Source organism: Ekhidna sp., from assembly GCF_965228795.1.
Lineage (GTDB): Bacteria > Bacteroidota > Bacteroidia > Cytophagales > Cyclobacteriaceae > Ekhidna.
The window spans coordinates 3,389,233-3,413,936 of the sequence record NZ_OZ245839.1 but is presented as its reverse complement, the minus strand read 5'-3'; the positions used below and the strand labels follow the sequence as shown (position 1 = coordinate 3,413,936).

Sequence of the window (24,704 nt, the reverse complement as noted above, 5' to 3'; positions counted from 1 at the left end):
AAGCTATTCATAGAATTTAGCCACAGCTTCGAGTGGTTTCCTTTCCAGATCAGGTACAAACACCTCATCTTTTGGGTAGCCAATCGGCAATAGGAGGTAAGGCCTCTCATTATCCGGTCGGTTCAAAATTTTGGTCAGGAAATTCATTGGAGAGGGTGTGTGCGTCAATGTAACCAGGCCGGCTTTATGTATGGCAGAGATAATCATACCACAGGCTATGCCTACAGATTCATTGACATAATAGTTGTTGTTCTTTTCTCCATCTACCATTTCGAAAACTCGCTTGAAGATGACGATAAGCCAGGGAGCTTCCTCTAAGAATGGCTTGTTCCAGTCTGTGCCAATCGGCTCCAGGTCTTTCAACCATCGCTCACTCATTCGGCCATGATAGCTGTCATACTCTTCTTTCTCTGCCGCTTCGCGTATCGCCTTTTTAATTTCAGGATTGGAAATCGCACAAAATGTCCAGGGCTGCTTATGAGCCCCGGATGGTGCTGTAGATCCCGCCATTATCAAGCTTTCAATCAGCTCTTTACTCACCGGTTTGTCAGAAATGTCCCGGACTGTTCGTCTCGTATCCAGCCATTCGTAATACGTTTTTGCACGAGCCTCAGCCTCTTTCAAATCATACACGTCTCGCTGATAAGCAACATGCGGATGACCGTTGATTTCCCTTTTTTCCATTATAGTCCCAGTACTTCTACTCCTTGTTCAAAAACGATATCTACCGGGATGTTTTGCTCTGAGAGTCGATCCAATTCCGATTGCAATACATCCCCAATTTTTCCCTTTTCAGCTACAAGCTGAGCTACACCTTCATAATCCCCATTTCCCTGAAGTGTCAATATTTTTTCAGAAAGGGCATTCATCGCTTCCTTCATCTTATCAAAATCAACCATATAGGTTCCGGTAGCTTCATCTTTTGCAAATGCGCCATATTCATTAAAAAAGTTGAAGCGTATCATATTCGCTTTGCCATGAGAACTGGCAGCCCCAAATCGAACAGAACGGAAGATGCCTGCCATAAAGGTTACATAATAGTCATTTAGGTCTCCTTCGATTTCTCCTTTCTCGTGTAGCTGGGTGATCATGTAAAGGCCGAGAATATCAGCTTTTCCTTCCTCAAGAGCAGAGGAGTGTTCTTTTAGTGCATTTCGTACCGTACCTTTTCCATTGATGGTATTCTTGATACCCAATCCGTGAGCTACCTCATGAAACATGGTATTCCCAAAGAAAGCATCGAATGTGATGTGCTTGCGTTGGTCAGGGTGAATGAGTACATCAGCAATCGGCATCAAAATATGATCAAACTTGGCTTGCATCGCATTCTTAAGTTGTAGTCTTCTGGAGCCTTTTGCAAGCTGTACTTCTTCGTCGTTTGGTAAGTTGATAGCGATGGTTTTAGAACCCGAATTACAATCACCGGCATAATACACCACGTCATAAGCATTTAGGTCTGCATCTGTTCCCGGGGTTTCTGCTTTGTATTCATCAGCCACCGGTAATCCTACCTGGAGTTCCGGAAGGAAAGCAGCATATTTTGCCAGGCGATCACTCCAACTTTTGTCTTTAACCAACACATAAGCCTCATGTGCTGCTTTGTAATTGTAAAGCTTGTCTTCATAGTTTTCAATAGGGCCAACCACGAAATCCAATCCATTGGTTTTCATATCCATCCATGCCATGTCGCTTGGCTGGTAATCATCTGTTAGTAAGGCATCTGCTCTTAGAGTGAGGTACTTTTTCAGTCCTTCATCTTCTGCCAGCTCAGCACATTGCTTGATGAGGTCAGACACTCGCTGTACCTGCTCAGAAAACATTTCATTGTAAGGAATGGTCACAAGGTTTCCTTCCTCATCCCTTCTTATAAACGTGTATAAGCTGGTCTTTCCCTCAAGGTCTACTGCCTCAAACTCCTCTTTGCTCATATCAGTGGGGTAGAAGTTGGCGCCTTCCGGTTTTGGACCTACTCCATCTATGAAAGGCTCATTATCATCCAGTCGATCCCACGGACCATAATTGATGTAGACATACTTTTTAGTAGCCGGGTCAGTGAGTGTTGCTATCAGAGAATCCTTTTTACCATAGGCTTCATACCAGAACAACTCATCCATGATTTTAGAGGCTTCAATCATCAATGGGATCATTTGCTTCTCATTCTCGCTGAGCTGACTAATGTCTGTCGTCAGTTTTACGTTTTTATAAATGGATACTTTTTTCTGCATAGGAGTGAGCTCCTCGGTAACTGCTTCTTTTTTTTCCGGTGCAGTACATTGGCTAAATAGGAGTGTTATCAAGACAATATTTAAAAATGTTTTCATCATCGTAGTTTAAAGTCTGGTTAGTAACTCCGAAGTTAAGAATATTCTTGTGTTATTGAATTTGAATTAAATTGGTAGACTAGAAAAATACCTGACTATGAAGAAAAATTTAGCATTGCTTTCCATGGGAGCTGTACTTTTTGCATGCCAACCCGGAGAGAAAGCCTCAAAATCACAGATATCTGAAGAATCTCTTAAAGACCACATCGAGGTTTTATCCTCAGATGATTTTCAAGGTAGAAAGCCATTTACAGAGGGAGAGATTAAGACTGTTAATTACCTGGTTGATCAGTTTAAAAGCTATGGATTGGAGCCTGGAAATGGCGATTCGTATACCCAGGAAGTGCCGTTGGTGGAGTTAACAGCTATGCCTTCAGAGACTATGACTATAGAAGGAAATGGGCAGAAGGTGGAGCTTAGTGTGTTGGATGATTTTGTTGCTTATACTGAGCGTGTAGTGGAAAAAACATCGCTGGATGCTTCAGAGCTTGTTTTTGCAGGATATGGAGTTGTTGCGCCTGAATATGGATGGAATGATTACGAAGGATTGGATGTGAAAGGGAAAACAGTGGTCGTGCTTGTGAATGATCCGGGCTTTGCTTCAGGAGATTCCACCTTTTTTAAAGGCGAAACCATGACCTATTATGGTAGGTGGACTTATAAATATGAGGAAGCAGCCAGACAAGGTGCAGCAGGTTGTCTGATCATCCATGAAACTGTGCCTGCCGGTTATCCATGGTTAGTTGTTCGAAATTCCTGGTCTGGCGCCAGTTTGTACCTCGATCAATCTGGAGATAACTATCAGCCAAATGTGTTGGGATGGATCACACGAGATGCTGCTATCAAAATCTTTGAAGCTTCGGGAAAGGATATGAAAAACTATGCGGAGATGTCTCGGAGTGCTGAGTTTAAACCATTTAGCTTAGAGATGAATGCGTCTGTCACTGTTCAGAACGAAATCAAAAAAGATCAATCTCAGAATGTAATTGCGAAAATTACCGGGACTGAAAGACCGGATGAGTACGTCATTTACTCTGCACACTGGGATCATTTGGGTATCGGGCAAGAGATCGATGGAGATAGCATCTACAATGGCGCTCATGATAATGCCTCCGGCACAGCTACCATGCTAGGTATTGCTGAGGCTATGACTAACATGAGTAAGAAACCTAAAAGAACAGTGGTGTTTTTAGGGGTAACTGCCGAAGAACAAGGACTACTTGGATCTAAGCACTATGCACAAAACCCAATCTATGCCCCGGCTCAATCAGTTGCCAATATAAACATGGACGGTATCACTGCCTGGGGCCCAATGAAGGACCTGACCGTGGTAGGTTATGGCCAGTCGGAGCTGGAGGACATTGCCGAAGAAGTAGCTACGAAACAAGGTCGATATATATTGGCAGATCCTGATCCGGGGAAAGGGTATTTCTTCCGTTCCGATCATTTTCAGTTTGCCAAAGTTGGGATTCCGGCGCTTTATGCATCGGGAGGGTATGAACATATGACAAAAGGTGTTGGCTATGTGGATAGTCTGAATCAGGTTTACCTTACATCTCAATATCACCGCCCTCAGGATGAGTACAACCCGAATTACTGGACCTTTGATGGTATGGCTTTAGATGGAGTGCTCCTGATGGAGGTAGGGTTGAAAGTAGCTAACTCTGAAGATTGGCCTGAATGGAAAGAAGGATCTGAGTTTAAGGCTATTCGAGAAAATAGTATGAATTAAAATGATTTACTCTGAGCTTGAAGTGGACAATTACTTCTTCTGGCTCAGAGTTACATCTAAAAATAAGAGCACATGAAAAACCTAATCTTATCCCTATTAATTTTATTGTTTGCCTTTGGCTGCCAGAAAAGCAACGAACACACGCATGATGTACCTGAACAGGAAATTGAAGTGTTGTATGACTATGATGTGGAGGATAAAATTGCTTCGATGGGTATACAGCTGGTAGAGCCTGCTGCACCGGTAGCAAATTATGTGAATGCAGTAAGAACCGGTAATCTGATTTTTATGGCAGGTAAAGGACCAAGCCTTCCAGAAGGAGGGTATGTGACGGGAAAGGTAGGAGAGGATCTGACGATAGAAGAAGGATATGAAGCAGCTAAACTCGTAGCAGCTGCACAGCTATCAGCCTTGAAGGCTGAGATCGGAGATTTGAATAAAGTTGTCAGAATTGTGAAGGTGCTTGGAATGGTAAACTGCACATCTGATTTTGGCAATCAGCCTGAAGTAATCAATGGTTTTTCTGATACGATGGTGGAAGTTTTTGGTGAGCGAGGTAAACATGCACGTGCTGCTGTGGGGATGGGGTCACTTCCTCGAAGCATAGCCGTAGAGATCGAAATGATTGTAGAAGTACAGGATTAGTTTTAAAGGATTTGCTATTTTGCTTTTAAATCACCGGATGCCATGAAAATAAGACACATACTATTTCTTTCCATTGCCGTTTTAATGGGGCTTGACTCTATTGCTCAAAGCCGGGAAGCCAAAAACAAACACTTTTCTCATAAAATGGGAACCTACACGGACCCACGTGACGGAGAAGTTTATAAAACAATCACATTTATTCGAGAACATCACGGAGGCACAATCGAGCGTACATGGTTTGCGGAAAATATTCGCTTTAACGTACCGGGATCAAAAACCTATAATGGTGCACCTGAATATGCAAAAACATTCGGAAGGCTTTATAATTACGAACAAGCGAATCTCGCATGTCCGGAAGGTTGGCATGTTCCTACCATTCATGAGTGGAAACATTTATTCCATTTTTTCGGTGGATGGCATCATTCAGGTAAATACCTGATAGAAGGAAAAGAAAGCGATATGGATATGATGTTTGGTGGTTTTGGACAGCCTGATGGCTCGTTTAAAGGCATTGGCGTTCATGGAAATTGGTGGGATAATGAATTAAAGGATAGCAACTCAGCCGGTATTATCACACTAAAAAAAGGCGATGAAAACATTTACCACTCGAAGGTGGGAGACCGACACTATCTGAGCTGTAGATGTGTGAAATTTCATAATTAAAATTATTGAGTGCCAAAACTCTTAGCGCTACTTCTTTTAGTTCCTTCAATATTATTGGCTCAGGAAGCAGATACGACTAATGGTAAAGGGTCATTTGCTGCCTTTCCGGCAATTAGCTATGCTCCGGAAACTAGCTTACAAATAGGGGCAGTAGGTGTATGGGTCTTAAAAGACAATAGCACACTTCCGAGTGCCTTTCAAAGGCAATCGTCAATTACTCCCTATTTCGTTTATACACTGAAGAAACAGTCGATAGCAGTCGTTAATGTAGACTACTATTTCCCTAAAGGTCAGAATCTGAATACAGCGCTTAGGTATTATAATTTCCCTGATTCCTATTTTGGAATTGGAAATTCAAATGATCCAGAGATTTCAGAAATGTATACCAATCGATTTGTTCAGCTGGAAGGCCAATTTTTGCATCCGGTCAATGAAAAGCTATTCATTGGGATAGCTTACGATGCTCATTTTACCAGTATCAGAAAAGTTATTGATGGAGGCTTACTTGAATCAGATAATCCGGTTGGAGTAGATGGAGGAAATTTAGTTGGTGTGGGTCCGGCATTTCGATTTGACACACGGGATTATACCATTTACCCCAGGAAAGGGTACTTTATAAGTAGCCGATTGATGTACAATGGGTTTGGTGATTTTAATTATTCCGGATTGGTACTGGATGTTCGAAAATACCTATCTATAGTGAATGAACGTAACATCCTGGCTTTTCAATTCAGGTCTCAATTTACCAGTGGTACGGATGTTCCGTTTTACAAACTGCCACAACTGGGAGGGGATGAACGACTCAGAGGGATAGCCAATGCGAGTCTTTACCGGGACAGACAGATGATGTATACGCAAGTAGAGTATCGCAGGCCTTTGTTTTGGCGGTTTGGTATGACGGTTTTCGCTGGGTTAGGAGATGTTGCTCAAACAGTTGATGATTTTGCTTTTTCTGAACTAAAATACATTGTTGGAGTAGGCGGTAGACTTGCTATCATCCCGGAAAGACAATTAAACGCACGTCTCGATATTGGATTAGGTCCGAATGGACAAAATGGAATTTACATTGGAATTAGTGAAGCATTTTAGACGGTGATTAGTCCGTTCCACCGAAGTGTAATGACTCCTTTACTAAACCAAAAGGGTTCGAAATCTCCAAACTGATTCTCAAAAGATTCTTTTAATGCTTGCACAGATTTAATTGGCTGATCAATCGTTAGGTTTTTTAATTGATCTAACAGCCACTTCCCTTCCGGCTCCCGCAAAATGATTTGATGGACAGCAGTTTTTGAGTGGATTTCAGCTTTCAGTTTACCCTTTTTTATGGATCGAATCACTGGTTCATTGCCAAGCCATAAAACCCTGGCATTTGATTTAAGGCTAAAGCTTTCCGGTTGATTAATTGCATCTTCAATGAAATCAGGAGGAATGGTGGTTGGAGGCATTTCCTCTTCGAACCATTCGTGCACCGGCCAGTCAAAGCCAACTCCATGCATGAAGTTATAAAGTGATTTTTTCAACCCATAACTGAAGATGCTGTGATCGATACCTCTCTTATCTGCAAATGCAACATCATTGTTGGCGAAACTTATTTCGTTTAGTTCCGGAACTACTCCAAATGCATCCGGATCCAATCCAACAGGACTATGGGCAGTCATAGCAAACTGATGCCAGAACCCTGACTGGATCACTCCAAGCTCAAAAAGCTGCTTCACCATCTCCAGGCTATTGATGGTTTCCTGGATGGTTTGCGTTGGATACCCGTACATGAGATAAGCATGCACCATGATTCCGGATTGAGTAAAATGATCAGTGACTCTAGCTACTTGCTCTACGGTTACACCTTTATCTATCAGTTTTAGCAAACGATCGGAAGCCACTTCCAGTCCTCCTGAAACCGCAATACATCCACTGGCTTTCAAAAGGAAGCAAAGGTCACTCGTAAAACTTTTTTCAAATCGAATATTCGTCCACCAGGTCACCGACAACTCTCTTCTAAGAATCTCCAACGCCACCTCTTTCATCAAAGCAGGTGGGGCTGCCTCATCCACGAAATGAAATCCTGAAAATCCTGTTTGCTCAATAAGTTTCTCCATTCGATCGACCAGGGTTCGAGCTGCAATGGGTTCATAGACCTTGATATAGTCAAGTGATATATCACAGAAGGTGCATTTACCCCAGTAACATCCATGCGCCATAGTTAGCTTATTCCATCGCCCATCACTCCACAGGCTATGCATGGGGTTGGCTACCTCAATTACAGAGATATAATCATCCAATGGTAATCCTGAATAATCTGGTGTTCCTACCTCACTTTGCTTTACATCTGTTTCAGATGCGTTATTCACAAATTGAACCTCATTGTCTATTCGGCAGAAAGTTCGCTTTAAGTAAGGCGAAGGTTTTGAGGAATTGATGTGAGCCAATAACAGCTGCATGGGTCGTTCTCCATCATCTAAGGTGATGAAGTCAAAGTAGTCAAATACCCTTAGTTCCGATAAGTCTCGGAGCTCGGTATTTGGAAACCCACCACCCATTGTGATTTTAATATCAGGATAGTTGTTTTTTAGATACTGAGCGCAACGGAAAGCACTGTAAAGATTACCGGGAAATGGAACAGAAAACCCAACCACTGTAGGAGTGATGTCTTTGACTTTTTTGTCAAGTAATCGTAATGTTACTTCATCAATAAACGTTGGTGGCTTTTGAAGCTCCACATGCAATTCATCAAATGTATTGGCACTGCGTCCGAGACGTTCAGCATATCTGCTAAAGCCAAAATGTGGATCCACACATTCAATGATCAAATCCGAAAGGTCTTCCAGGTAAAGCGTGGCGAAGTGTTTGGCTCGATCTTGCATACCCATGGAGCCAAATGCCCATTCCATTTCTTCTAATTGATCAAATCTGGATGCCTGCGGCAGATAAGGATCTGAACAAATTTGCCTGGCAAGCGCCGGGTTTTTGCCTTGCAAAAAGGCAATGACAGGATCTATGGTATTTAGGTAATCGCTTTTAAGGTTTAATATCCTTGCTGCATTTTCTGAAGGGTCTAAGTGTTCTTTGGCACTATCGAAAAGTTTTGATAGACCTTCTTTCGAAAAGATTTCCAGAATCACTTCTATGCCTAAATCCTGCTGACTTACGTCAATATCCAGTGTATTGAAAAATCCTTTTAAATACGCTGTGGCAGGATAGGGGGTATTTAACTGAGTAAATGGGGGCGTGATGAGAAGCAGGTCTGCCAATACTTTTTTTGCAAAGATAGAGGTATGCTTTTATTGATTAAGGTTTGATTGGTATTAGTGCTACTTCGTCATGCTTAAAATCAATATTTATATACCTCGACTCTAAGGTTGTCAAAATTGATTTTTTCCGTCTTTCCCTTTAAGGATGACGGGGCAAAATGACGAAGTTTGGCAAAGTAGGATTAGTCTGGAATTAATAAACCTATGCTTGAAGCTGCTTTACTTTCTCCCGAATAATGTTGAGTAATAAATCAATCTTGGATTTATGCGTCCGGAAAACAACAATTGCCACTCTGATCCAAAACTTGTCGTGGATGGTAGTAGAAGATAAGAAAATACGACCATCATCCTGAATGGCTTTTATCAATCGTTCATTGAATGCGTTGGCATCTCCTTCAGCAGGGACGTATCTGAACATTGTAATGGAAAGATCAAGGTACGGGGCTACCTCAAACCCTTCAACGTTTTGTAACTGATTATTAAAATACCTGGCGAGCAGCATCTTTTCTTCCAGCGCAGCACGAAATGGCTTCAATCCAAAAAGTTTGAGTGAAAGCCACATACGCAACCCACGAAAATGCTTGGTTAGCTCAGGAGAAACATCCGCTGCATTTACTTCGCTATCTGAATCCACCAGATCCTGTAGGTAGTCAGCTGTGTATCTGTGTGCCTTATAGAGTGATTTTAAATCTTTTATTAAAACTGCTCCTGTTCCGAATGGGAGGAAAAGGCTCTTATGTGGATCCAGCGTTACTGAATCTGCATTTTCTATGCCTTTTGTTTTGGCCTGTACCTCTGGTACCAGTCGAAAAAATCCACCATATGCAGCATCCACATGAAACCAGATGTGATGTTTTGTCGCAATAATTCCCATCTCTTCAATAGGATCAATAGTGCCTGTATTAGTAGTGCCCAATGATGCATTGATGAAGAAAGGGATAAGACCGGAATCTTTATCCTTTTGTATGGTTTCATCCAGCGTGGAAATGTCTATTCTGAATTCATCATCTATGGGAAGGTACCTTAGCTGAGCCTCACCCAATCCTGCTATTCTAAGCGCCTTTTGCAAAGAGTGGTGCGCTTGATCGGATAAGTAAACGACGAGTTTATCAAAATCCTTTGCTTTCACATCAGCGGCTTCTCTGGCTGTCACCACTGCGATTAGGTTTGAGATGGAGCCTCCGGATGTTAGGTTACCTGTAGCATCCGAAGGGAATCCCATGAGCTCATTCATCCATCGGATGAGCATATTCTCCATGCGAGCCGCACCAGGTGCGGGGAAATAGATGCCTGCATATTTGTTGCTAATAGCAGCTAAGAAATCTCCCAGTGCCGATGGATAGAGCCCACCTCCGGGCACATATCCCATGTGACCTCCCGATGCGGCATTGATGCCATCATACTCCACCCGGGATCTAAGAAACCTAAGCAGTTCGTCGATCTGAGTAGGTTCTTCTGAAAGTTGATCAGTAGAGGCAGGTTCCGGATTTTGAAAGAATGCATGTTCATCTTCCAGTTGGGATAGGAAATGGTCCGTGTGGTTGATTACTTTTTGGGTGAGTTCCTTTTGAGTTTGCTCGTTGGGCTCCAGTTGCCGAGCAATTTCTTCCAGCTCTTTGATTTTGTCGGTCATTGGATTCAAAGGTAGCAACGAGTAAGGAAACCGCTACCCTATGCTCCTGGTGTGTAACGCTCTTTTTTGTTATCCGATTGCTCATTCATATATGCCTCGAAAAGGGTCATCATCCGCAGATGGATTTCAAAGAGTGAAGTATGAGCGAGATACTCAATGCTGAAATCACAAAATGATATGAAGTCAGTAAGGTCATCCCCTTTGAGTTTTGTTTGTTCTGCCACCCATTCCCGGTTGAACTTTCTGTATGCAATTTCTTCAAGCTCTTTTCTGGCAAGAATCTTTTTAAGTTTCCTCTTTTCTTTTCCTCGTTTGGTCAGCGGTTCAAGATCAAAACCTATCCCGATGCTCGGTCCAAAAAATGGCTGTTGAAGATCTTGCTCGGTTACTTCTTCCTGCGTGAAATATTCCATTGGGATGGCATCCATTCCGAATACAATCAAGGATGAATCCACTGGCTGTGTATCAATGATCATTTGTTTGAAATGTCGATATTCAGGGAAGGCCGAAACCTGCACTTCTTCAAGCAGTATTGAATCTTGTGAAAGCAATATCATTACAGGTTCTCCATCTGTAATAGCAATGAATTTCTTTTCATAACCTACATAGGTTATTTGCAGGGTGTCACCCTGCTGTGCAGGTATTGTAAACTTTCCTGACACATCAGAAATGGTAAACTTTTGAGTGCGAAGGTTCACAATATGAGCTCCATGTAATGCTTCATAGGATGAAGCATCAGAAACCAATCCTGTGATGTCGGTTTGTGCAGTGGCAAACGAAAAGGTAATAGCACCTATTATAGTAATCAGAGCTCTCACACTTCAAAAATGAACCGTCTATTTGAATTTTGCGAATATTTAAGATTCTTTAACATAACTGTTGGGGCATTCCGTATGAGCAACTCATTTGCAAGAATTTTAAAATTTTCTGATAATTATTATCTTATAATGAAATTTTTAGATCATGCCGGTAAGCTATGTAAATCATAAAGGGAGGGAGATTCTTTACGTGGATCTGACAGAGTCCAAAACAGAGAAGCGATCACTGGAGCTTCTTGAAGAAACAAAAGAAGCTTATTTAAATGCTTCCGATAAACTTTACGTTTTAGTGAATTCTGAAGGTGCTTTCGTGAATGCGGTGGTTAGTTCAAAAATGAAAGAGTACGGAAGAACCTATTTTAAAGACAGAGCAGAGAAAAGAGCTTTTGTTGGTATTCATGGATTAAAAAAGATGATCTTGAGAGCATATAGCAAAATGGTAGGGGGTAACATCAAAGTGTTCGATGATGTAGAAGAAGCCAAGGACTATTTAGCTAGTTAATCGTTTTTAAAGTAAAAAAAAAGCCTTCTCGATGTAGATCGAGAAGGCTTTCTATGGATTTTGAATTACAATTATTCTTCCGGCATCAACACAATCTCTATGAGATTATCCTCAACCAGAAATTTATTAGCTGCTTTTTGAAGGTCTTCAGCAGTCAGATTTTCAATCATTTCCTCATAGTTGTAGAAAGTAGAAATATCTCTGTCATTTGAATAGTAGCTAGAAAGTCTGTTTAACCAGTACCGGTTTTCTTTCAAACTTTCTTTACGATCGATCCGCTGTGCTTCTTTGATTTCATTCAAGTCTTCCTCAGTGATGCCTTCTTCCTGAATCTTACTAATCTCTCCATAAACGGCGCTCTTCAATTCTTCTACATTCTCAGGGCCACAAGGAAATGAAATTGTGAATGAGTAATTTTCATAGGGGCGTTCGCTCATATACCCTCTGGCACCTACACCGTATACGCCGCTTTTTTCTTCGCGGATGAGGTCAATCAATCGATTGGTCATCACCTCCCCAAGACTGCCTAATACATAAGCATCTTCTTCATTGTATGGAGCTTCTCCTTTATAATTGATAGATACCTGGCTTTTCGGGTCGGTACCTTTGTTGATCACTTTCTCAAGCTTCCCTTCGGGTGGTCGGATACCAAGGTCCTTCCATGTTTCCTCTCTGTCTTTAGAAGGAATACTCGCCAGGTAGGTTTCTAAAAGTGGCTTTATTTCATCCTCATTGAAGTTACCCACAAAGAAGAAGGTAAAGTTTGCAGGGTCAGCAAAACGCTCTCCATAGATTTCAAATGCCTTGTCCAGATCAATGTTCGCCAGCTGTTCGGCTGTTGGAAATCCAACACGAGGGTGGTTTTGACTCAAAATCTTGATGGACTCATTCTGGAAATAGAATTGAGGATTAGACATCAGGTTTTGGTACAACATGGTGTTCCTCATCTTATATGACTCAAAACTTTGTGGGTCTTTACGAGGAGATGTGAAGTACAAGTGTACCATTTGCATCAACGTTTCCAGATCTTTCGGAGCAGCATTTCCATTGAATCCTTCGCTGTAAGTGCCTACATAAGGACTTATACGTACAGTCTTACCTGAGAATAGCTTATCAAGGTCTGTTTTTGAGAAATCTGCCACGCCACTTTCTCCAACGATGTTGCCGGAATAAGTGGCACTTTCATAAAGCTCATCTTCATACAGTGAGTGACCGCCATGACTAAAGCCGGACATCAAAATTTCATCATTCTTAAAGTCAGTGGATTTCAGCACTACCTTCATTCCATTGGAAAGGGTTAACTCTGTTGCGTCAACAGCATCCAGCTTTGAAGTGCTTGAAATGGATCCTTTTGCAGGCTTAGAAGCCATCAGTTCAGATCCTGACATTTCATCCTCGTATGCTTCGATTTTAGCACTTTCTACTTCTTCTAAAAGTGCCAATACATTGTCTTCCGTCACATCCGGATTTTCTCTTTCAGGGCCGGTAATCACAACTACCCGATCGCTCGGCTTGATCCATTTTGGAGCGTATTGATTGATCTCTTCCACCGAGATGTTTTCAAACTGCTTTTTCGCAAACTCATATGCAAATGCAGAAGAAACAACGGTTGATCCGTTTAGGAAGGAAGAGACGTATTTGGATGCCAATCGTCTGCTTTCCGTTTTATCATCTTCTTTCATCTGCTGCTCTAGCTGATTTAGCATTCTTTTCTTGGCTCGCTCAAGTTCACCTTCTGTGAAACCATGTCTTCTTACACGTTCGTTTTCTTCAACCAGTGCTTTCAGGCCATTCATGATGCCATCTTCACCCACCATGGCAAAAGAAGAGTAGGTTTTTTTAGTTCGTACCATGCGTCCATATCCGGTGCTGGCAAAAACAAAAGGAGGCTCTGCCGACTGACGAAGCTCGTTTAGTCGCTGGTTCAGCATGCTATTGAAAAGGTCATACGTAAGCTCTCTTCGGTAGTCTTTCAATGTCTCTTCCTCTGATTGATCGTTTTGCTTGTATACCAGCTGCACCTGGGTGAATGGTGCTTCTTTATCTTGTTCTATTGCAACGTAGGTCTCTTCATGACTTGGTACTTCAAATAGTGTCCGCTCTTTTGGCTTTTCCGGATTGTTTAGCTTCCCAAATCGTTCCTTGATTTCACTCTCCATTTCATCCAGCTCAATATCGCCGACAGCAATGACTGCCATTAGGTCTGGTCGGTACCAATCTTCATAGAAGCTGCGAATGGTCTCATAACTAGCATTTTCAATTACTTCTTTTTTTCCGATAGGAAGCCGCTCAGCATACTGTGAGTTTTTGAACATTACTGGAAACCACTTGTCTCGCATTCGCTGGCTGGCACCCTGTCCCAGTCTCCACTCTTCAATGACCACTCCACGCTCTTTGTCGATCTCTTCCTCTGAGAAATCCAGCCCACTGGCCCAGTCCTCCAATACCTTAAGTCCGGTATCCATCACCTCAGGATCACCTGTTGGGATAGGAAGCATATAGACCGTTTCATCAAAGCTGGTGTAAGCGTTCAGGTCTGCTCCAAACTCTACTCCTATGGATTGTAGGTAATTGATCAGGTCGTTTTTTTTGAAGTTCTTACTACCATTAAAAGCCATATGCTCTACAAAGTGAGCCAGCCCTTGCTGATCTTCATTCTCCAAAATAGAACCTGCATTTACTACAAGTCTGAATTCTACTTTGTCTTCCGGTTTGCTGTTCTTTTTCAGGTAGTAGGTAAGTCCATTGTCCAGCTTACCGATTCGAACACTCTCATCTGAGGGGATGGGACTGTTAAGTGGCTTGTCAATTTCGCCCGAGATGTCTTTCTCTTGAGAGAAAGCACTCAGAACTAGCATAATGCATAGAAAGAAGCATGAAAGCTTCATGAGATTAGGTTTCATAATAAAAATTTAGTGTGATTGAATTAAGTACGATTTTTCAAAAAGAATTATAAGCAATAAATATTCCAAATAATTGAAAGGTTATGTTTTGATCTTAACGGATGACATTGTGATTTTGACAGATGAAACCGTAATGGGCTGTATTAATGAAATCAGAATCTTTAGTAGTATAAACGAGCGCTTGTTCAAGTTCTTACTTTGAATGTTGTACTTTTCAATTTTTATTCGAAAACCGGATCAGAATGTTAAAAGAATTATTGGATCAACATCAGATCAAACCTGGAAAAGTAGTTGAATACAGCAAATTTCAAACTGTTGAGCTAGATCTCAGTAAGAATAATGAGGCGTTAAACAAGGTGGATCTGAATAATGAACAGGAATTTACTCGGTTCATATTTGACCAGTTGCCTGAAGGTTTTATTGGCATTGGTGGCTATAAAGAGGAGCGAAGTTTTTACCGAAGAAGTGAGCTTTTTACTGAAGGTGAACCTAGAACCATTCATTTAGGCGTTGACCTTTGGGCCGAGGCAGGTACGCCTGTTTATGCCCCGATAGAAGCTAAAATACATTCATTTGATAATCGTGCGTTTTATGGAGATTATGGCCCGGTGATTATTTTGGAGCATAAATTGGGTTCTAAAAAATTGTTCAGTCTTTATGGACATTTATCATTGAATTCATTGGCGGGTAAGGAAGTTGGACAAACGATTAAACGAGGTGAACAATTTGCCTGGCTAGGAGACTATTCTGAGAATTTTCACTGGCCACCTCATCTTCATTTTCAGTTAATGTGGGACATGCAAGGTAATGAGGGAGACTATCCCGGCGTGTGCAGGGCTAGTGAGAAGGAGGTGTACCTTGCAAATTGTCCGGATCCGGGGATAGTATTGAATCCTTGATCCAATAACTAAAAGCCATTGCAAAGGAATGCGTTTTGAAAAATCAAATCCAGAAGCAAGTTACTAGGAGGGCTTTGAAGGTCAGATGAAGTTTGCCAATAGCACTCTGGTGCATTAGTGGCAACTGTTACCAACTAGTTAGATCAATCTAGTTTATGTAAGTTTTCCAGTCGGTCTTGTCGACCAATAATTGTCATAATTTCTACAACCTCGTTGTTAATGCGGTAAAATATGGTATCTACTCCGCACACACATTTTCTGTACCCTTCTTTTATGAAGTCAACAGATTCAAAAGCAAAAGGTCTTTCAGCAATTAGTTCAAATTTGTCAAAGAAAGCGTTAAAATATCTATCAGCCTGGTCCATACCGTATGTGGAGGTTCCGTATTGATGAATTCTAATCAAGTCAGCTTTGGCAATGTTGCTGATTCTGTATTTTGCCATTAAGATTTAGCTTGTTTCAGAATGTCAGCCTGAGAATCGCTGGTAAATCCAGATTGTTCAGCTTTTTCTAATTTCATGCGGATATAATCAATTCTCTGTTGCTGTTTTCTTGCCTGCCGTATCAAATCGTTTACGAGTTCGCTTTTACTTGAATATTCTCTGCTTTCAATTTGAGCCTTAAGCCATTCATCGTTAGGATCTGTGAATGATATACTTTGTCTTCCCATGTTTCTTTGTTTGGTGCAAATTTACACCAAAAAATATAAGAAGTTACGGTTAGAGTCCTTAAACTGTTTAAGGAAAGCATCATTGATAAAATCTCTGGTTTCATTTTTAACTGTGTATTGAAGATAAATTAAAAGGCCTGAGTTTATTACCCCAGACCTCACTTACACAGTTTTCTAGATACTACTAAACGAGGCTACCAATCCCTTAGTGAACACTACTAAAAAGTATCTCCATTCTTTAATGAACCGCTGATACGTGACCCGTACGTACGGTGGTGTGAGATCGGAAAGATGCTGTATCGATGCGTCAGCAGGCGCACCGTGGGCTTATGGCTCACGGCCGTCTACTCGATTGTATGGCGTTTAACCCACTTCCACAACAATCTTACCTTTTGCCTTGTTATCCTCCATGTATTGATGTGCTTCTGCAACTTGGTCAAGACTGAACACTCTGTCAATGTTTAATTTGATTGTTCCTCTCTCTACTTCATCAATAAACTCTTGAAGAAGCTCTTTAGATAAATTCTTCGATTCTCCCATGTAAATGGTTAGCCTTCCTAGTGAAGGAATGTCTCCCATTGGGGTAAACTCCTTCATGGTCCACTCGTTTCCGAGAATGCCAGTCATGCAAACCATCCCTTTTGGGGCAATGCACTTTAATGAATCCTTCAAAGTACGTGTTCCAATGAGCTCAAGCACTTTATTCACTCCATTAGGAAATATATCTTTGACCTGTTCTTTTACATTTCCAGCATCAATCACTACATGATCTGCTCCATTCTCAAACAATGCCTGTTTCTTGTCTGGATTTCTGGTTGTTGAGATGACAGTCAACCCCTTCGTTTTTGCGAGTTGACAAGCAAGCATGCCAATGGATGAAGTGCCACCTCGGATTAGAAGAGTTTCTCCTGATTCTATTTCAAGAGCCTGATTAAGAGAACCAGATACGGTTTGAAACATTTCTGGTATTGCCCCGAGAATGTCCCAAGTTAAATTACTTTCAAATGGAAAGATAATGTCAAATGGAACCAATGCATACTCCGCATAACCGCCATCGAAGAATCGTCCCATTCCTCCCATGATTGCTGCAACCTGTTGACCTTTAATATATGTTCCAGATGGATCTTCTTCAATAATTCCCACACATTCGATTCCCTGTATTCGTGGAAACTCAACACCAGGAGACTCACCTCTTCGGGTAAAAATTTCAGACCTGTTCAGTCCAAAAGCCTTTACTTTAATTAGTACCCAACCAGGTTTTACCTCTGGTCGGGATACTTCTTTTATCTCTATAACTTCTGGAACTCCTGCTTTTGTTGTTACTGCAGCTTTCATTAACCTTTTGGTTCTGTTTTGTTAAACATATATCGGGCGATTTTCCATTCACCATTCACCTTTTCAAATACAAATAGTTCTCTATTAGCTTCAGGGATAGTTTCTCCAGTTGCATGAATAAGAGTTGTTCCTTTTGAACTTGTAACTGCGAATGCAAAATCTCCTTCAACGGTAATTTCGTCAATATAGAATTCAATGTTCAATTGAATTTGAGTGAAGATATATTCATAGGATTTGAGGATATTTTCACTTCCAATTGCTGAAGGAGCTTCAGTTGGCATAAAAATCCCGTCTTTGGTGTAAAGGCTTTGGGCTAATTTGGCGTCTGAAGTGTTCAACGACTTTTTGTACGACTTCAGCAATTCTTCGATTGCTTCTTTGTCTTGCTTTTGCATAATGTCTAGGTTTTGATTTTTAAGATTAGATTTCGCTTCCGAGCTGACTACAGATAGAGCCAGTACCATCATCAATAGAGTTAACTTTTTCATTGTTCGTTTTTTTGTACAATGCAAAAGTCTGGATACTTCTGAGGAAAGACCTATAAGGAACTTTAAGAAGGAGTCTTAAACTATCTTAAGATTCACTCAGTTTCTTGCGGATATTGCTTAGGAATTCTGGGGTGATGCCAAGGTAGGACGCCACCTGAACGTTGGAAATCCGATTGAAAAGGTTTGGGTAAAGCTCTATAAATTCGAGGTAGCGCTGTTCGGCAGATGTGCTAATGGTCTGAAGCAACCGATTTTGTAAAAGCACAAATTCATTTTCTACGATAACTCGAAAAATCCGATTGAATTTGATACTGTGCTCATAGAAGTAAATCAAATCTTGCTTGGATATCTGTAAGATTCTAGAAGGTTCAATGGCTTCTATATACAATTGGCTAGGCTGTTCGGAATGAAAGCTCCCAATATCAGTGATCCACTGATTCTCAACAGCGAAATGCAGGTTGTGTTCTTTAGCATTTTCATCCACTTTGTACATTTTGAAGCACCCTTCCATAATGAAACTATAGTATTTGCAGACATCCCCAGATGATAAAATAAATTGCCTTCTCTTGACGGTTTTAGGTTTGACCCTCTTTTCAAGTTCAGCGGTCTCCTCTTCGGTTAAAGGGAGAAAGGTGTTAAAATATTCTATGAGGGATGAAATCTCCATTACATAGTGGCCTACAACGCTCAGCTAGCAGGCGGATGTCCCGAACTGAGCAATTTCTGATAAAACTAGCGAACCTGAACCACACGCGCAACGCTTTCTATGAAACACTGCGTTAACCCAGACATCCGCCAGAACTGCCTACAGTTCTTCAACGAGCAGAAAGTCACAGAAGGGAAGGGGAGCTGTAAGTTCCTGCAATTCTTAGCTAGTAGCAGTCTGACATCTGCATCGCTAGCGCATGTTATAGCCTTTTATTCAGTCGGAATGATTGTAGAGATAGAGTCGTTTTTCAACAATTTCTTCTGCTAACATCGGATTTTTCTCAGTTAAGAATACAATTTTATGTCCTCTAATAAGCTCACCAGATTGAAGGTTGTAAAAATCAAAGTCTCTTGAATGAACAAAGGCAAAGAGTTTGTCATTGTGATACATCAGTGAGATACGATCTCTTGGAGAAGGATCAACCAAAGTGCTCTGGTAAATTATATACTCGCTAACTCCTTCAGCTGAATTATTATTGAAAGGAGTAAAGCCAAAAACCTGGCGATATTGCTTTTGATCTTCAAAGCTCAGTCTGTTTTCAATAATTAGTGAGTTCAGTTGTGCCTCGGGTGTGCAGTTCGGTTCAATGTTATTTTTATATGTATATCCCCAAATAGAACCACTTAGTTTATCATAGGATGTGAATCTTAAAGTATCAAAGGAGTTACCTATCACTTCACCTTCCATGTTTCTCAGTTTCATATTTGGTAAAACGATACCGTTCTGGAGTTCAGTTGAGTCCAATTGAATATCAGTACTGACCATCAACCAATCATTTTCTATCGGACTTGTTTCTACTGACACTCCGTCAAAGAGTTCGAACATTAATTTGCCATTCGGAGAATATCGAACGTTTGCAGGACCGTCGATTTGTTCGTTACACAGAGAATCAATTATAGCATCCTCTGTTGATGTTTTAGGTTGTTCAGTTGGTTGAATCTTAGTTTGTTCTACAAGTTCAGTTGAATCTACTGCCGTTTCCGGTTGATTCACCTTCTTTTCGTTCTTGACAGAGCAGGAAGTTAAGAGTGCGATAGTGGCTAGGAAAATGTACCTCTTGTTCATGAATTAGCTCATAACAACATTGTAACAGGAATTCCTGTTATTAACCTTTCAAATATACCTTATATACCTCTTCGATGCTTTATTCAGGCATCTTAAAACATAAGATGTATTTCATTAGCCGTATTATTATTCGGATATAAACGTTTATATAGAATAAGTGATTACACCAATGGTATACGGCTTCCGGCTACAATTTATTTTCTTTACCATTCATCTTAATCAAATAACTAAATCACTATGAGAAAAATATTTTCACTGTTCGCAATGATGTGTTGTGTAGCCCTCATGGCACAGGAGACGAGCCTGTTTATTCCGAAAGAAATGAAGCAGGCATATGAAAAAGGTACCAGATCGTATGACGGAAAGCCGGGACCAAACTACTGGCACAATACGGTGGATTATGATATTAAAGCTTCTATCGATCCGGAAACTCGTGGAATTAGCGGGAAGTCTACCATTAAATATCAAAACAACAGCCCGGATGAGCTTTCGGCTATTGTCGTTCGTTTGTACAACGATGTTTATAAAAAAGGAAATGTCCGTCTTACTACTATCGATGATCGTGACGTGAATGATGGTATGTCACTGAATATGGTGCAGGTGAGAGGCGATTCAGTTGATCTTGAAGGCGGGTCAGTGACCCGTAATGGTACCAATCTTTTCATCCGATTGGAGGAGCCGGTAAAAAGCGGTGACCAAATCGACTTGACAATAGACTGGGAGACGGTTATCCCATACACGAATAGAAGAACAGGAGTTGCAGATAGTACTTCGTTTTTTGTGGCGTACTGGTATCCGCAGATCTCCGTTTACGACGATGTGTTTGGCTGGGACACCCAGAATTACACGTTTAGAACGGAGTTTTACAACAACCTGGCTAACTTCAATGTGGAGTTCACAGCACCTGAGGCTTTTACCATCTGGGCTACTGGCGTTTTGCAAAACCCGGATGAAGTCTTCAATGCTGATATTTTGGATCGATACAACAAAGCGCTCACAGCAACCGAGCCATTGGATATTATCAATGGGGATGATCTAAAGGACGGATTTGCACACAAATCCGGTACCTGGAAATTCAAAGCAGATGAAGTGCCTGATTTCGCTTTTGCGATGAGTGATCATTACGACTGGAATGCCGCTTCTCAAAAAGTAGATGGTGAGGATGTTTTGATCAGTTCGGTCTATCCAACCGGAAATCCACAGGCTTTTGCTGCTATGACCCCAAATCAGCAAAAGACCATGAAGCACTTCTCGGAGGATGTTCCGGGTGTTCCTTATCCATACCCTCGATTTACAACCTTCATCGGACTTGGAGGTGGCGGAATGGAGTTTCCAATGATGGCCTACAATGGAGGTCCCGGTTTAGGTGTAACTGTGCACGAAATGTTTCACATGTACTTCCCTATGTATGTCCGGGTAAACGAGCGACGATTTGCATGGATGGATGAAGGATGGGCCTCTTATATAACATCATTAGTTACTAACCGGTTTTTTCAAAATGATAGTTCAGACCTTTTCACCACTTTCAAAGGAAGCGTAGGGGGGATGCAAGGGCAATATGAAGACCTGCCACTGTTTGCTTCTTCTCAGTTTATGGATGGAACCAATTACGGCTACTCGGCATATCCGCTTCCTGCTTTTATATACTCTATGTTACATTTTCATCTGGGCGATGAAGTGTTCTTCAAAGCTTATAAAGAATACATCAACAGATGGGCGAAGAAATCTCCGATCCCTTACGATTTCTTCTTTACAATGGAAGATGTGAGTGGTGAGGATCTGAGCTGGCTATGGAAACCGTGGTTTTTTGAGTTTGGGGCTCCAGACGTAAAGATTGGAGAAATCAAAAAGGATAAATTGACCATTGTGAATGCAGGAAGCAGACCGGTACCGGTGAGGGTAGAAGTGAAATACAAGGATGGTACTGATTATGAAATCTCAAAGTCAGCTAAGGAAATCTCAGGTAAGAATGAGATCCAGGTAACTATCCCAGATTATAAGAATATAGAAACTATCTCTGTAAATGCTTCAGTTCCTGATCTGGATGATACCGATAATTTCTATCCATCGCTACAAGAACGTATGGCCGGAGTAGAGGTGCCTGATTACATTTTCGGGACGTATACCATCGCCAATTTCAACATCAATGCTCACATAGACAATGCAGATGGTCTTGTGAAAGTGAGGGTTCCTGCTGCAGGCATGAATATGGTGCTCTTACCTAAAGAAGATGCCTGGGTTTCAATGGATGGTCAGGTGGTGGCCAAGTTTGATGACAGTGGAGATAAAACGGCTATGACGTTGGAGTTGAAGCAGTTTGGAGTGACAGTGCAGGGCACGAAGGAATAATCGTTCACAACAGTTCTAAGATGTAAAAGAAAACCTCACCCGGTTACCGGGTGAGGTTTTTTATTTTGTTACGTAATTGAATTTCATCCCTGACTTGCTCTCCAGGTCTTCGCCCAATTCCTTGTGATCTTCATCACCTTCCTCACTAAACCAGCGCACCATCACCATGGCACCCATTGCTTGTTTTTCCTTTAGCTCTAGCATCATTTGGTATAGGCACTTCATAGTACCTGTATCAAAATGCTCCAGCTTAATTTCGACAATGAATGTAGGCACTGTCGTATTTTTTATCTGCTCGATGAAGGGTAAATAGAAGTCCTGCACATCGCGCATTGCTGATCTACCTTCAATTCGTATTAATCCGGTACTTGGATTGAACCTTATATTAGGTATGATATCTTCGTTTGACATAGGATGGTGGTTTTATTTAGATATTACTAGTCTTTCAGTTCCTCAAATTTATCAGATTGTTTTTCTCTTGGAAAAACATTGTTATCCATATTCACATCAGGAAGTTGTTGTTTTGGATCAATTGCAATATTGACGACTTCTTTGTCTTTAAGGAATGTCTTTGTCACTTGAGCTTCATTGAGTCTCCAGATTTCAGCTGGTAACTGTTGTACTTCTTTTGTTCCATCTGCATAGGTCCACTCAATTATCACTGGCATCACAAGACCTCCTTTGTTTTTGAAGGTCAGTTCGTAAATGTGTTTACCGGAAAGTTGTTTGCGCATTTTAGCCTCATCCAGTCTGCTAAGGAATTGCCCGTATGCGCCATCCGGAGTACTAGCCATTGCAAAAGGCTGAGGGCCATCCGAAAAGTCCATGCCTTTTTCTGATTTGCCTGAACCTGAGATCTTTTTTGTGTTTCCTTTTTGTTGCTTGTTTTCTACAGTGGCTTGGTCTTCCTTGAGTTGATACCACTTGACTTCTGCTAAATCTATATCCACCGTTTCTGTAGTGAAGAACCATCCTTTGAAAAACCAGTCAAGGTCAGTTGCAGTGCCATCCTCCAGGGTTCTAAAGAAGTCTGAAGGATTTGGATGTTTGTATTTCCATCGGTTCGCATATTCCTTGAATGCAATATCAAAAAGCTCTTTGCCAACGATCGTTTCTCGTAGCATCTGCAAGCCTACCGTCGGTTTCTGATAGAAATTGGCTCCCATCTGGAAAAGCAAATCATTGTCTGAATTGGTCATGATTGGACGGAGGGTCTTCTGGTTGCCCATCATGAAAGGAACAATATCTTTAGGGCGTGTACTGCTCCATTGTGGATATCGCTCTGCCAACGTTCGCTGATGCAGGAAAGTATTTAGTCCTTCATCCATCCACATCCACTTGCGCTCGTCTGAGCTCACAATCATAGGGAACCAATTGTGACCCACCTCATGAATGATGGTGCTGGTCATGCCCCTCCTGGCTGCTTCACTGATTTCGCCGTTGACAGGACGACCTCCATTAAAGGAAATCATGGGAAATTCCATGCCTATGTTGGAGGTATTAACCGATATCGCGACCGGATACGGATAATCAAAGGTTGCCTCAGAATATACCTCTAATGCCTGTTTTACTGCATTGGTAGACTCTTCTGTCCATACCGAAAGCCCTTCTTTTGGGTAGAATGACATGGCCATCACAGTGTTCGTTGGCAGCTTCACCGCCATTGCATCCCAAATGAATTTTCGTGAGCTGGCAAAAGCCACATCACGCACATTCTCTGCTTTAAACTTCCAGGTTTTTGTGTCAGAGGCCTTTTTAGATTCGTTTTCCTTTGCTTCCTCGGGAGTAATAATGAAAAGTTGTTCGTCAAAGGAGTTCCTTGCTTTGGCCAGTCGGTCTCTTTGAGTCGTGGTAAGCACTTCTGATTCATTGGTAAGCACACCTGTGCCAGCTACAATGTGGTCTGAAGGAACAGTAAGCTCTACCTCATAGTCTCCAAACTCAAGTGCAAACTCACCCAGCCTTCTGAACTGCTTGTTTTGCCAGCCTTCCGTGTCATTGTAAACGGCCATACGTGGGAACCAATGACCAAGGAGAAAAACTTTGTTGTCATCTTCCGGAAAGTATTCATAGCCTTCACGAGAAAGCAGAAACTTAGCACGATCGGTGATATAGTTTTTCCATTTAATTGAAAAGGTGATGTTCTCACCGGACTTTAAAGGTTCCGGCAAATTGATTCGTAAAAGGGTGTTGTTAATGATATAATCCAATGGCTTGCCGTTTGCATCTTTGATCCATTGAATGTCTGTGCCCGCAGGAAAGTCTATTGGTCGAAGCAGGTATTGCATCTGCAAAGAAGAGATGGAGTCTTTTACTCCACCTAAAACATCACCAAAGTCTTCGTTTCCTTTTTTATTTACATTTTGTTCAATGTTGAGCCAGAGGAATTTCAGGTCATGTGGGGAATTGTTGTAGTAGGTGATGGTTTCCTCACCAATTAGCTCATTGGTATTTTCATCAATGGAAGCTTTGATTTTATAATCGGCGCGCTGCTGCCAGTAGTCCTCTCCGGGAGCACCTGAGGCTGTTCGGTAGGGGCTGGGTGGTTCCAGCAAGCGATCGATTGCATTGAATTTACCGGAGTATCCCGGCACATCCTGACCGAATGATACCCCAACAAGTGATGAAAGGATTATCGCAATAACGAATCTCATGTGATTTAATTTTTGAATGAATAAAGGTAGTGCATGAGAAAGGTGATGAAAAAGAGGTTTACATGGATGG

At 41.5% G+C, this 24,704-nt stretch carries 21 protein-coding genes; 7 read left to right on the top strand and 14 right to left on the bottom strand.

Features of this window, described 5'->3' with window-relative positions:
• Window positions 1–3: 3 nt before the first annotated feature.
• Both ACQK2H_RS15240 and ACQK2H_RS15235 read right to left on the bottom strand, forming a co-directional pair.
• Window positions 4–684, bottom strand: a complete 681-nt coding sequence (locus tag ACQK2H_RS15240; protein WP_425392237.1) for a nitroreductase family protein — start codon at window positions 682–684, stop codon at window positions 4–6.
• Window positions 684–2,321 (bottom strand): dipeptidyl-peptidase 3 family protein, encoded by a 1,638-nt coding sequence (locus tag ACQK2H_RS15235; RefSeq protein WP_425392236.1) that lies wholly within the window; start codon window positions 2,319–2,321, stop codon window positions 684–686. The genes ACQK2H_RS15240 and ACQK2H_RS15235 overlap by 1 nt, the downstream gene beginning before the upstream one ends.
• Before the next feature lie 97 nt (window positions 2,322–2,418).
• Here ACQK2H_RS15235 and ACQK2H_RS15230 point away from each other — a divergent pair, with 97 nt between their 5' ends.
• The 4 genes from ACQK2H_RS15230 (at window position 2,419) to ACQK2H_RS15215 (ending at window position 6,450) form a co-directional block, all read left to right on the top strand.
• Window positions 2,419–4,053 (top strand): M28 family metallopeptidase, encoded by a 1,635-nt coding sequence (locus ACQK2H_RS15230; RefSeq protein ID WP_425392235.1) that lies wholly within the window; start codon window positions 2,419–2,421, stop codon window positions 4,051–4,053.
• A gap of 72 nt (window positions 4,054–4,125) precedes the next feature.
• A complete protein-coding gene (locus ACQK2H_RS15225) occupies window positions 4,126–4,698 on the top strand; it encodes a RidA family protein (protein ID WP_425392234.1) in 573 nt (190 codons plus the stop codon).
• A 42-nt stretch (window positions 4,699–4,740) separates the two neighbouring features.
• Entirely contained in the window at window positions 4,741–5,361 is a 621-nt protein-coding gene (locus ACQK2H_RS15220) for an FISUMP domain-containing protein (RefSeq protein ID WP_425392233.1), read from the top strand.
• A gap of 9 nt (window positions 5,362–5,370) precedes the next feature.
• A complete protein-coding gene (locus ACQK2H_RS15215) occupies window positions 5,371–6,450 on the top strand; it encodes a BamA/TamA family outer membrane protein (protein ID WP_425392232.1) in 1,080 nt (359 codons plus the stop codon).
• Here ACQK2H_RS15215 and ACQK2H_RS15210 read toward each other — a convergent pair.
• The 3 genes from ACQK2H_RS15210 to ACQK2H_RS15200 all read right to left on the bottom strand — a co-directional run bounded on the left by ACQK2H_RS15210 (window position 6,447) and on the right by ACQK2H_RS15200 (window position 11,060).
• Window positions 6,447–8,609 carry a B12-binding domain-containing radical SAM protein gene (locus ACQK2H_RS15210; protein ID WP_425392231.1) on the bottom strand — a complete coding sequence of 721 codons (2,163 nt, stop codon included), beginning with the start codon at window positions 8,607–8,609 and terminating at the stop codon, window positions 6,447–6,449. The two genes, ACQK2H_RS15215 and ACQK2H_RS15210, sit on opposite strands and share 4 nt — an antisense overlap.
• 202 nt (window positions 8,610–8,811) lie before the next feature.
• A complete protein-coding gene (locus ACQK2H_RS15205) occupies window positions 8,812–10,242 on the bottom strand; it encodes a pyridoxal phosphate-dependent decarboxylase family protein (protein ID WP_425392230.1) in 1,431 nt (476 codons plus the stop codon).
• Between the two features lie 38 nt (window positions 10,243–10,280).
• The gene (locus ACQK2H_RS15200) at window positions 10,281–11,060 is read right to left on the bottom strand and encodes a carboxypeptidase-like regulatory domain-containing protein (RefSeq protein ID WP_425392229.1); all 780 of its coding nucleotides are present in this window, start codon (window positions 11,058–11,060) and stop codon (window positions 10,281–10,283) included.
• Between the two features lie 145 nt (window positions 11,061–11,205).
• On the opposite strand from ACQK2H_RS15200, the gene ACQK2H_RS15195 reads away from it, so the two are divergent.
• Window positions 11,206–11,562, top strand: coding sequence for a hypothetical protein (locus tag ACQK2H_RS15195; protein WP_425392228.1), 357 nt, complete (start codon window positions 11,206–11,208; stop codon window positions 11,560–11,562).
• A 71-nt stretch (window positions 11,563–11,633) separates the two neighbouring features.
• Here ACQK2H_RS15195 and ACQK2H_RS15190 read toward each other — a convergent pair whose 3' ends face one another.
• On the bottom strand, window positions 11,634–14,465 hold the full coding sequence (locus tag ACQK2H_RS15190) for a M16 family metallopeptidase (protein WP_425392227.1): 2,832 nt from the start codon (window positions 14,463–14,465) through the stop codon (window positions 11,634–11,636).
• A 242-nt stretch (window positions 14,466–14,707) separates the two neighbouring features.
• Here ACQK2H_RS15190 and ACQK2H_RS15185 point away from each other — a divergent pair, with 242 nt between their 5' ends.
• A complete protein-coding gene (locus ACQK2H_RS15185; protein ID WP_425392226.1) occupies window positions 14,708–15,364 on the top strand; it encodes a peptidoglycan DD-metalloendopeptidase family protein in 657 nt (218 codons plus the stop codon).
• A gap of 143 nt (window positions 15,365–15,507) precedes the next feature.
• Here the strand turns inward: ACQK2H_RS15185 and ACQK2H_RS15180 are convergent, their stop codons facing one another.
• From ACQK2H_RS15180 to ACQK2H_RS15155, 6 genes are all read right to left on the bottom strand, one after another.
• Entirely contained in the window at window positions 15,508–15,807 is a 300-nt protein-coding gene (locus ACQK2H_RS15180) for a type II toxin-antitoxin system RelE/ParE family toxin (protein WP_425392225.1), read from the bottom strand.
• A complete protein-coding gene (locus ACQK2H_RS15175; protein WP_425392224.1) occupies window positions 15,807–16,034 on the bottom strand; it encodes a ribbon-helix-helix domain-containing protein in 228 nt (75 codons plus the stop codon). Before ACQK2H_RS15175 ends, ACQK2H_RS15180 begins: the two co-directional genes overlap by 1 nt.
• A gap of 363 nt (window positions 16,035–16,397) precedes the next feature.
• On the bottom strand, window positions 16,398–17,369 hold the full coding sequence (locus ACQK2H_RS15170; RefSeq protein WP_425392223.1) for a zinc-binding alcohol dehydrogenase family protein: 972 nt from the start codon (window positions 17,367–17,369) through the stop codon (window positions 16,398–16,400).
• Complete coding sequence (locus tag ACQK2H_RS15165; protein ID WP_425392222.1) at window positions 17,369–17,857, bottom strand: YybH family protein; 489 nt, start codon at window positions 17,855–17,857, stop codon at window positions 17,369–17,371. Before ACQK2H_RS15165 ends, ACQK2H_RS15170 begins: the two co-directional genes overlap by 1 nt.
• Window positions 17,858–17,942: 85 nt before the next feature.
• Window positions 17,943–18,524, bottom strand: a complete 582-nt coding sequence (locus ACQK2H_RS15160) for a Crp/Fnr family transcriptional regulator (protein ID WP_425392221.1) — start codon at window positions 18,522–18,524, stop codon at window positions 17,943–17,945.
• 255 nt (window positions 18,525–18,779) lie between these two features.
• Window positions 18,780–19,631, bottom strand: coding sequence for a hypothetical protein (locus ACQK2H_RS15155; RefSeq protein ID WP_425392220.1), 852 nt, complete (start codon window positions 19,629–19,631; stop codon window positions 18,780–18,782).
• A 237-nt stretch (window positions 19,632–19,868) separates the two neighbouring features.
• Between ACQK2H_RS15155 and ACQK2H_RS15150 the strand changes: the two genes are divergently transcribed.
• Window positions 19,869–21,980, top strand: a complete 2,112-nt coding sequence (locus tag ACQK2H_RS15150) for a M1 family metallopeptidase (protein WP_425392219.1) — start codon at window positions 19,869–19,871, stop codon at window positions 21,978–21,980.
• Between the two features lie 60 nt (window positions 21,981–22,040).
• Here the strand turns inward: ACQK2H_RS15150 and ACQK2H_RS15145 are convergent, their stop codons facing one another.
• Complete coding sequence (locus ACQK2H_RS15145; RefSeq protein ID WP_425392218.1) at window positions 22,041–22,391, bottom strand: SiaC family regulatory phosphoprotein; 351 nt, start codon at window positions 22,389–22,391, stop codon at window positions 22,041–22,043.
• Between the two features lie 26 nt (window positions 22,392–22,417).
• Window positions 22,418–24,634: a M1 family metallopeptidase gene (locus tag ACQK2H_RS15140; RefSeq protein WP_425392217.1), complete on the bottom strand. Its 2,217-nt coding sequence runs from the start codon at window positions 24,632–24,634 to the stop codon at window positions 22,418–22,420.
• Window positions 24,635–24,704 lie beyond the last annotated feature (70 nt).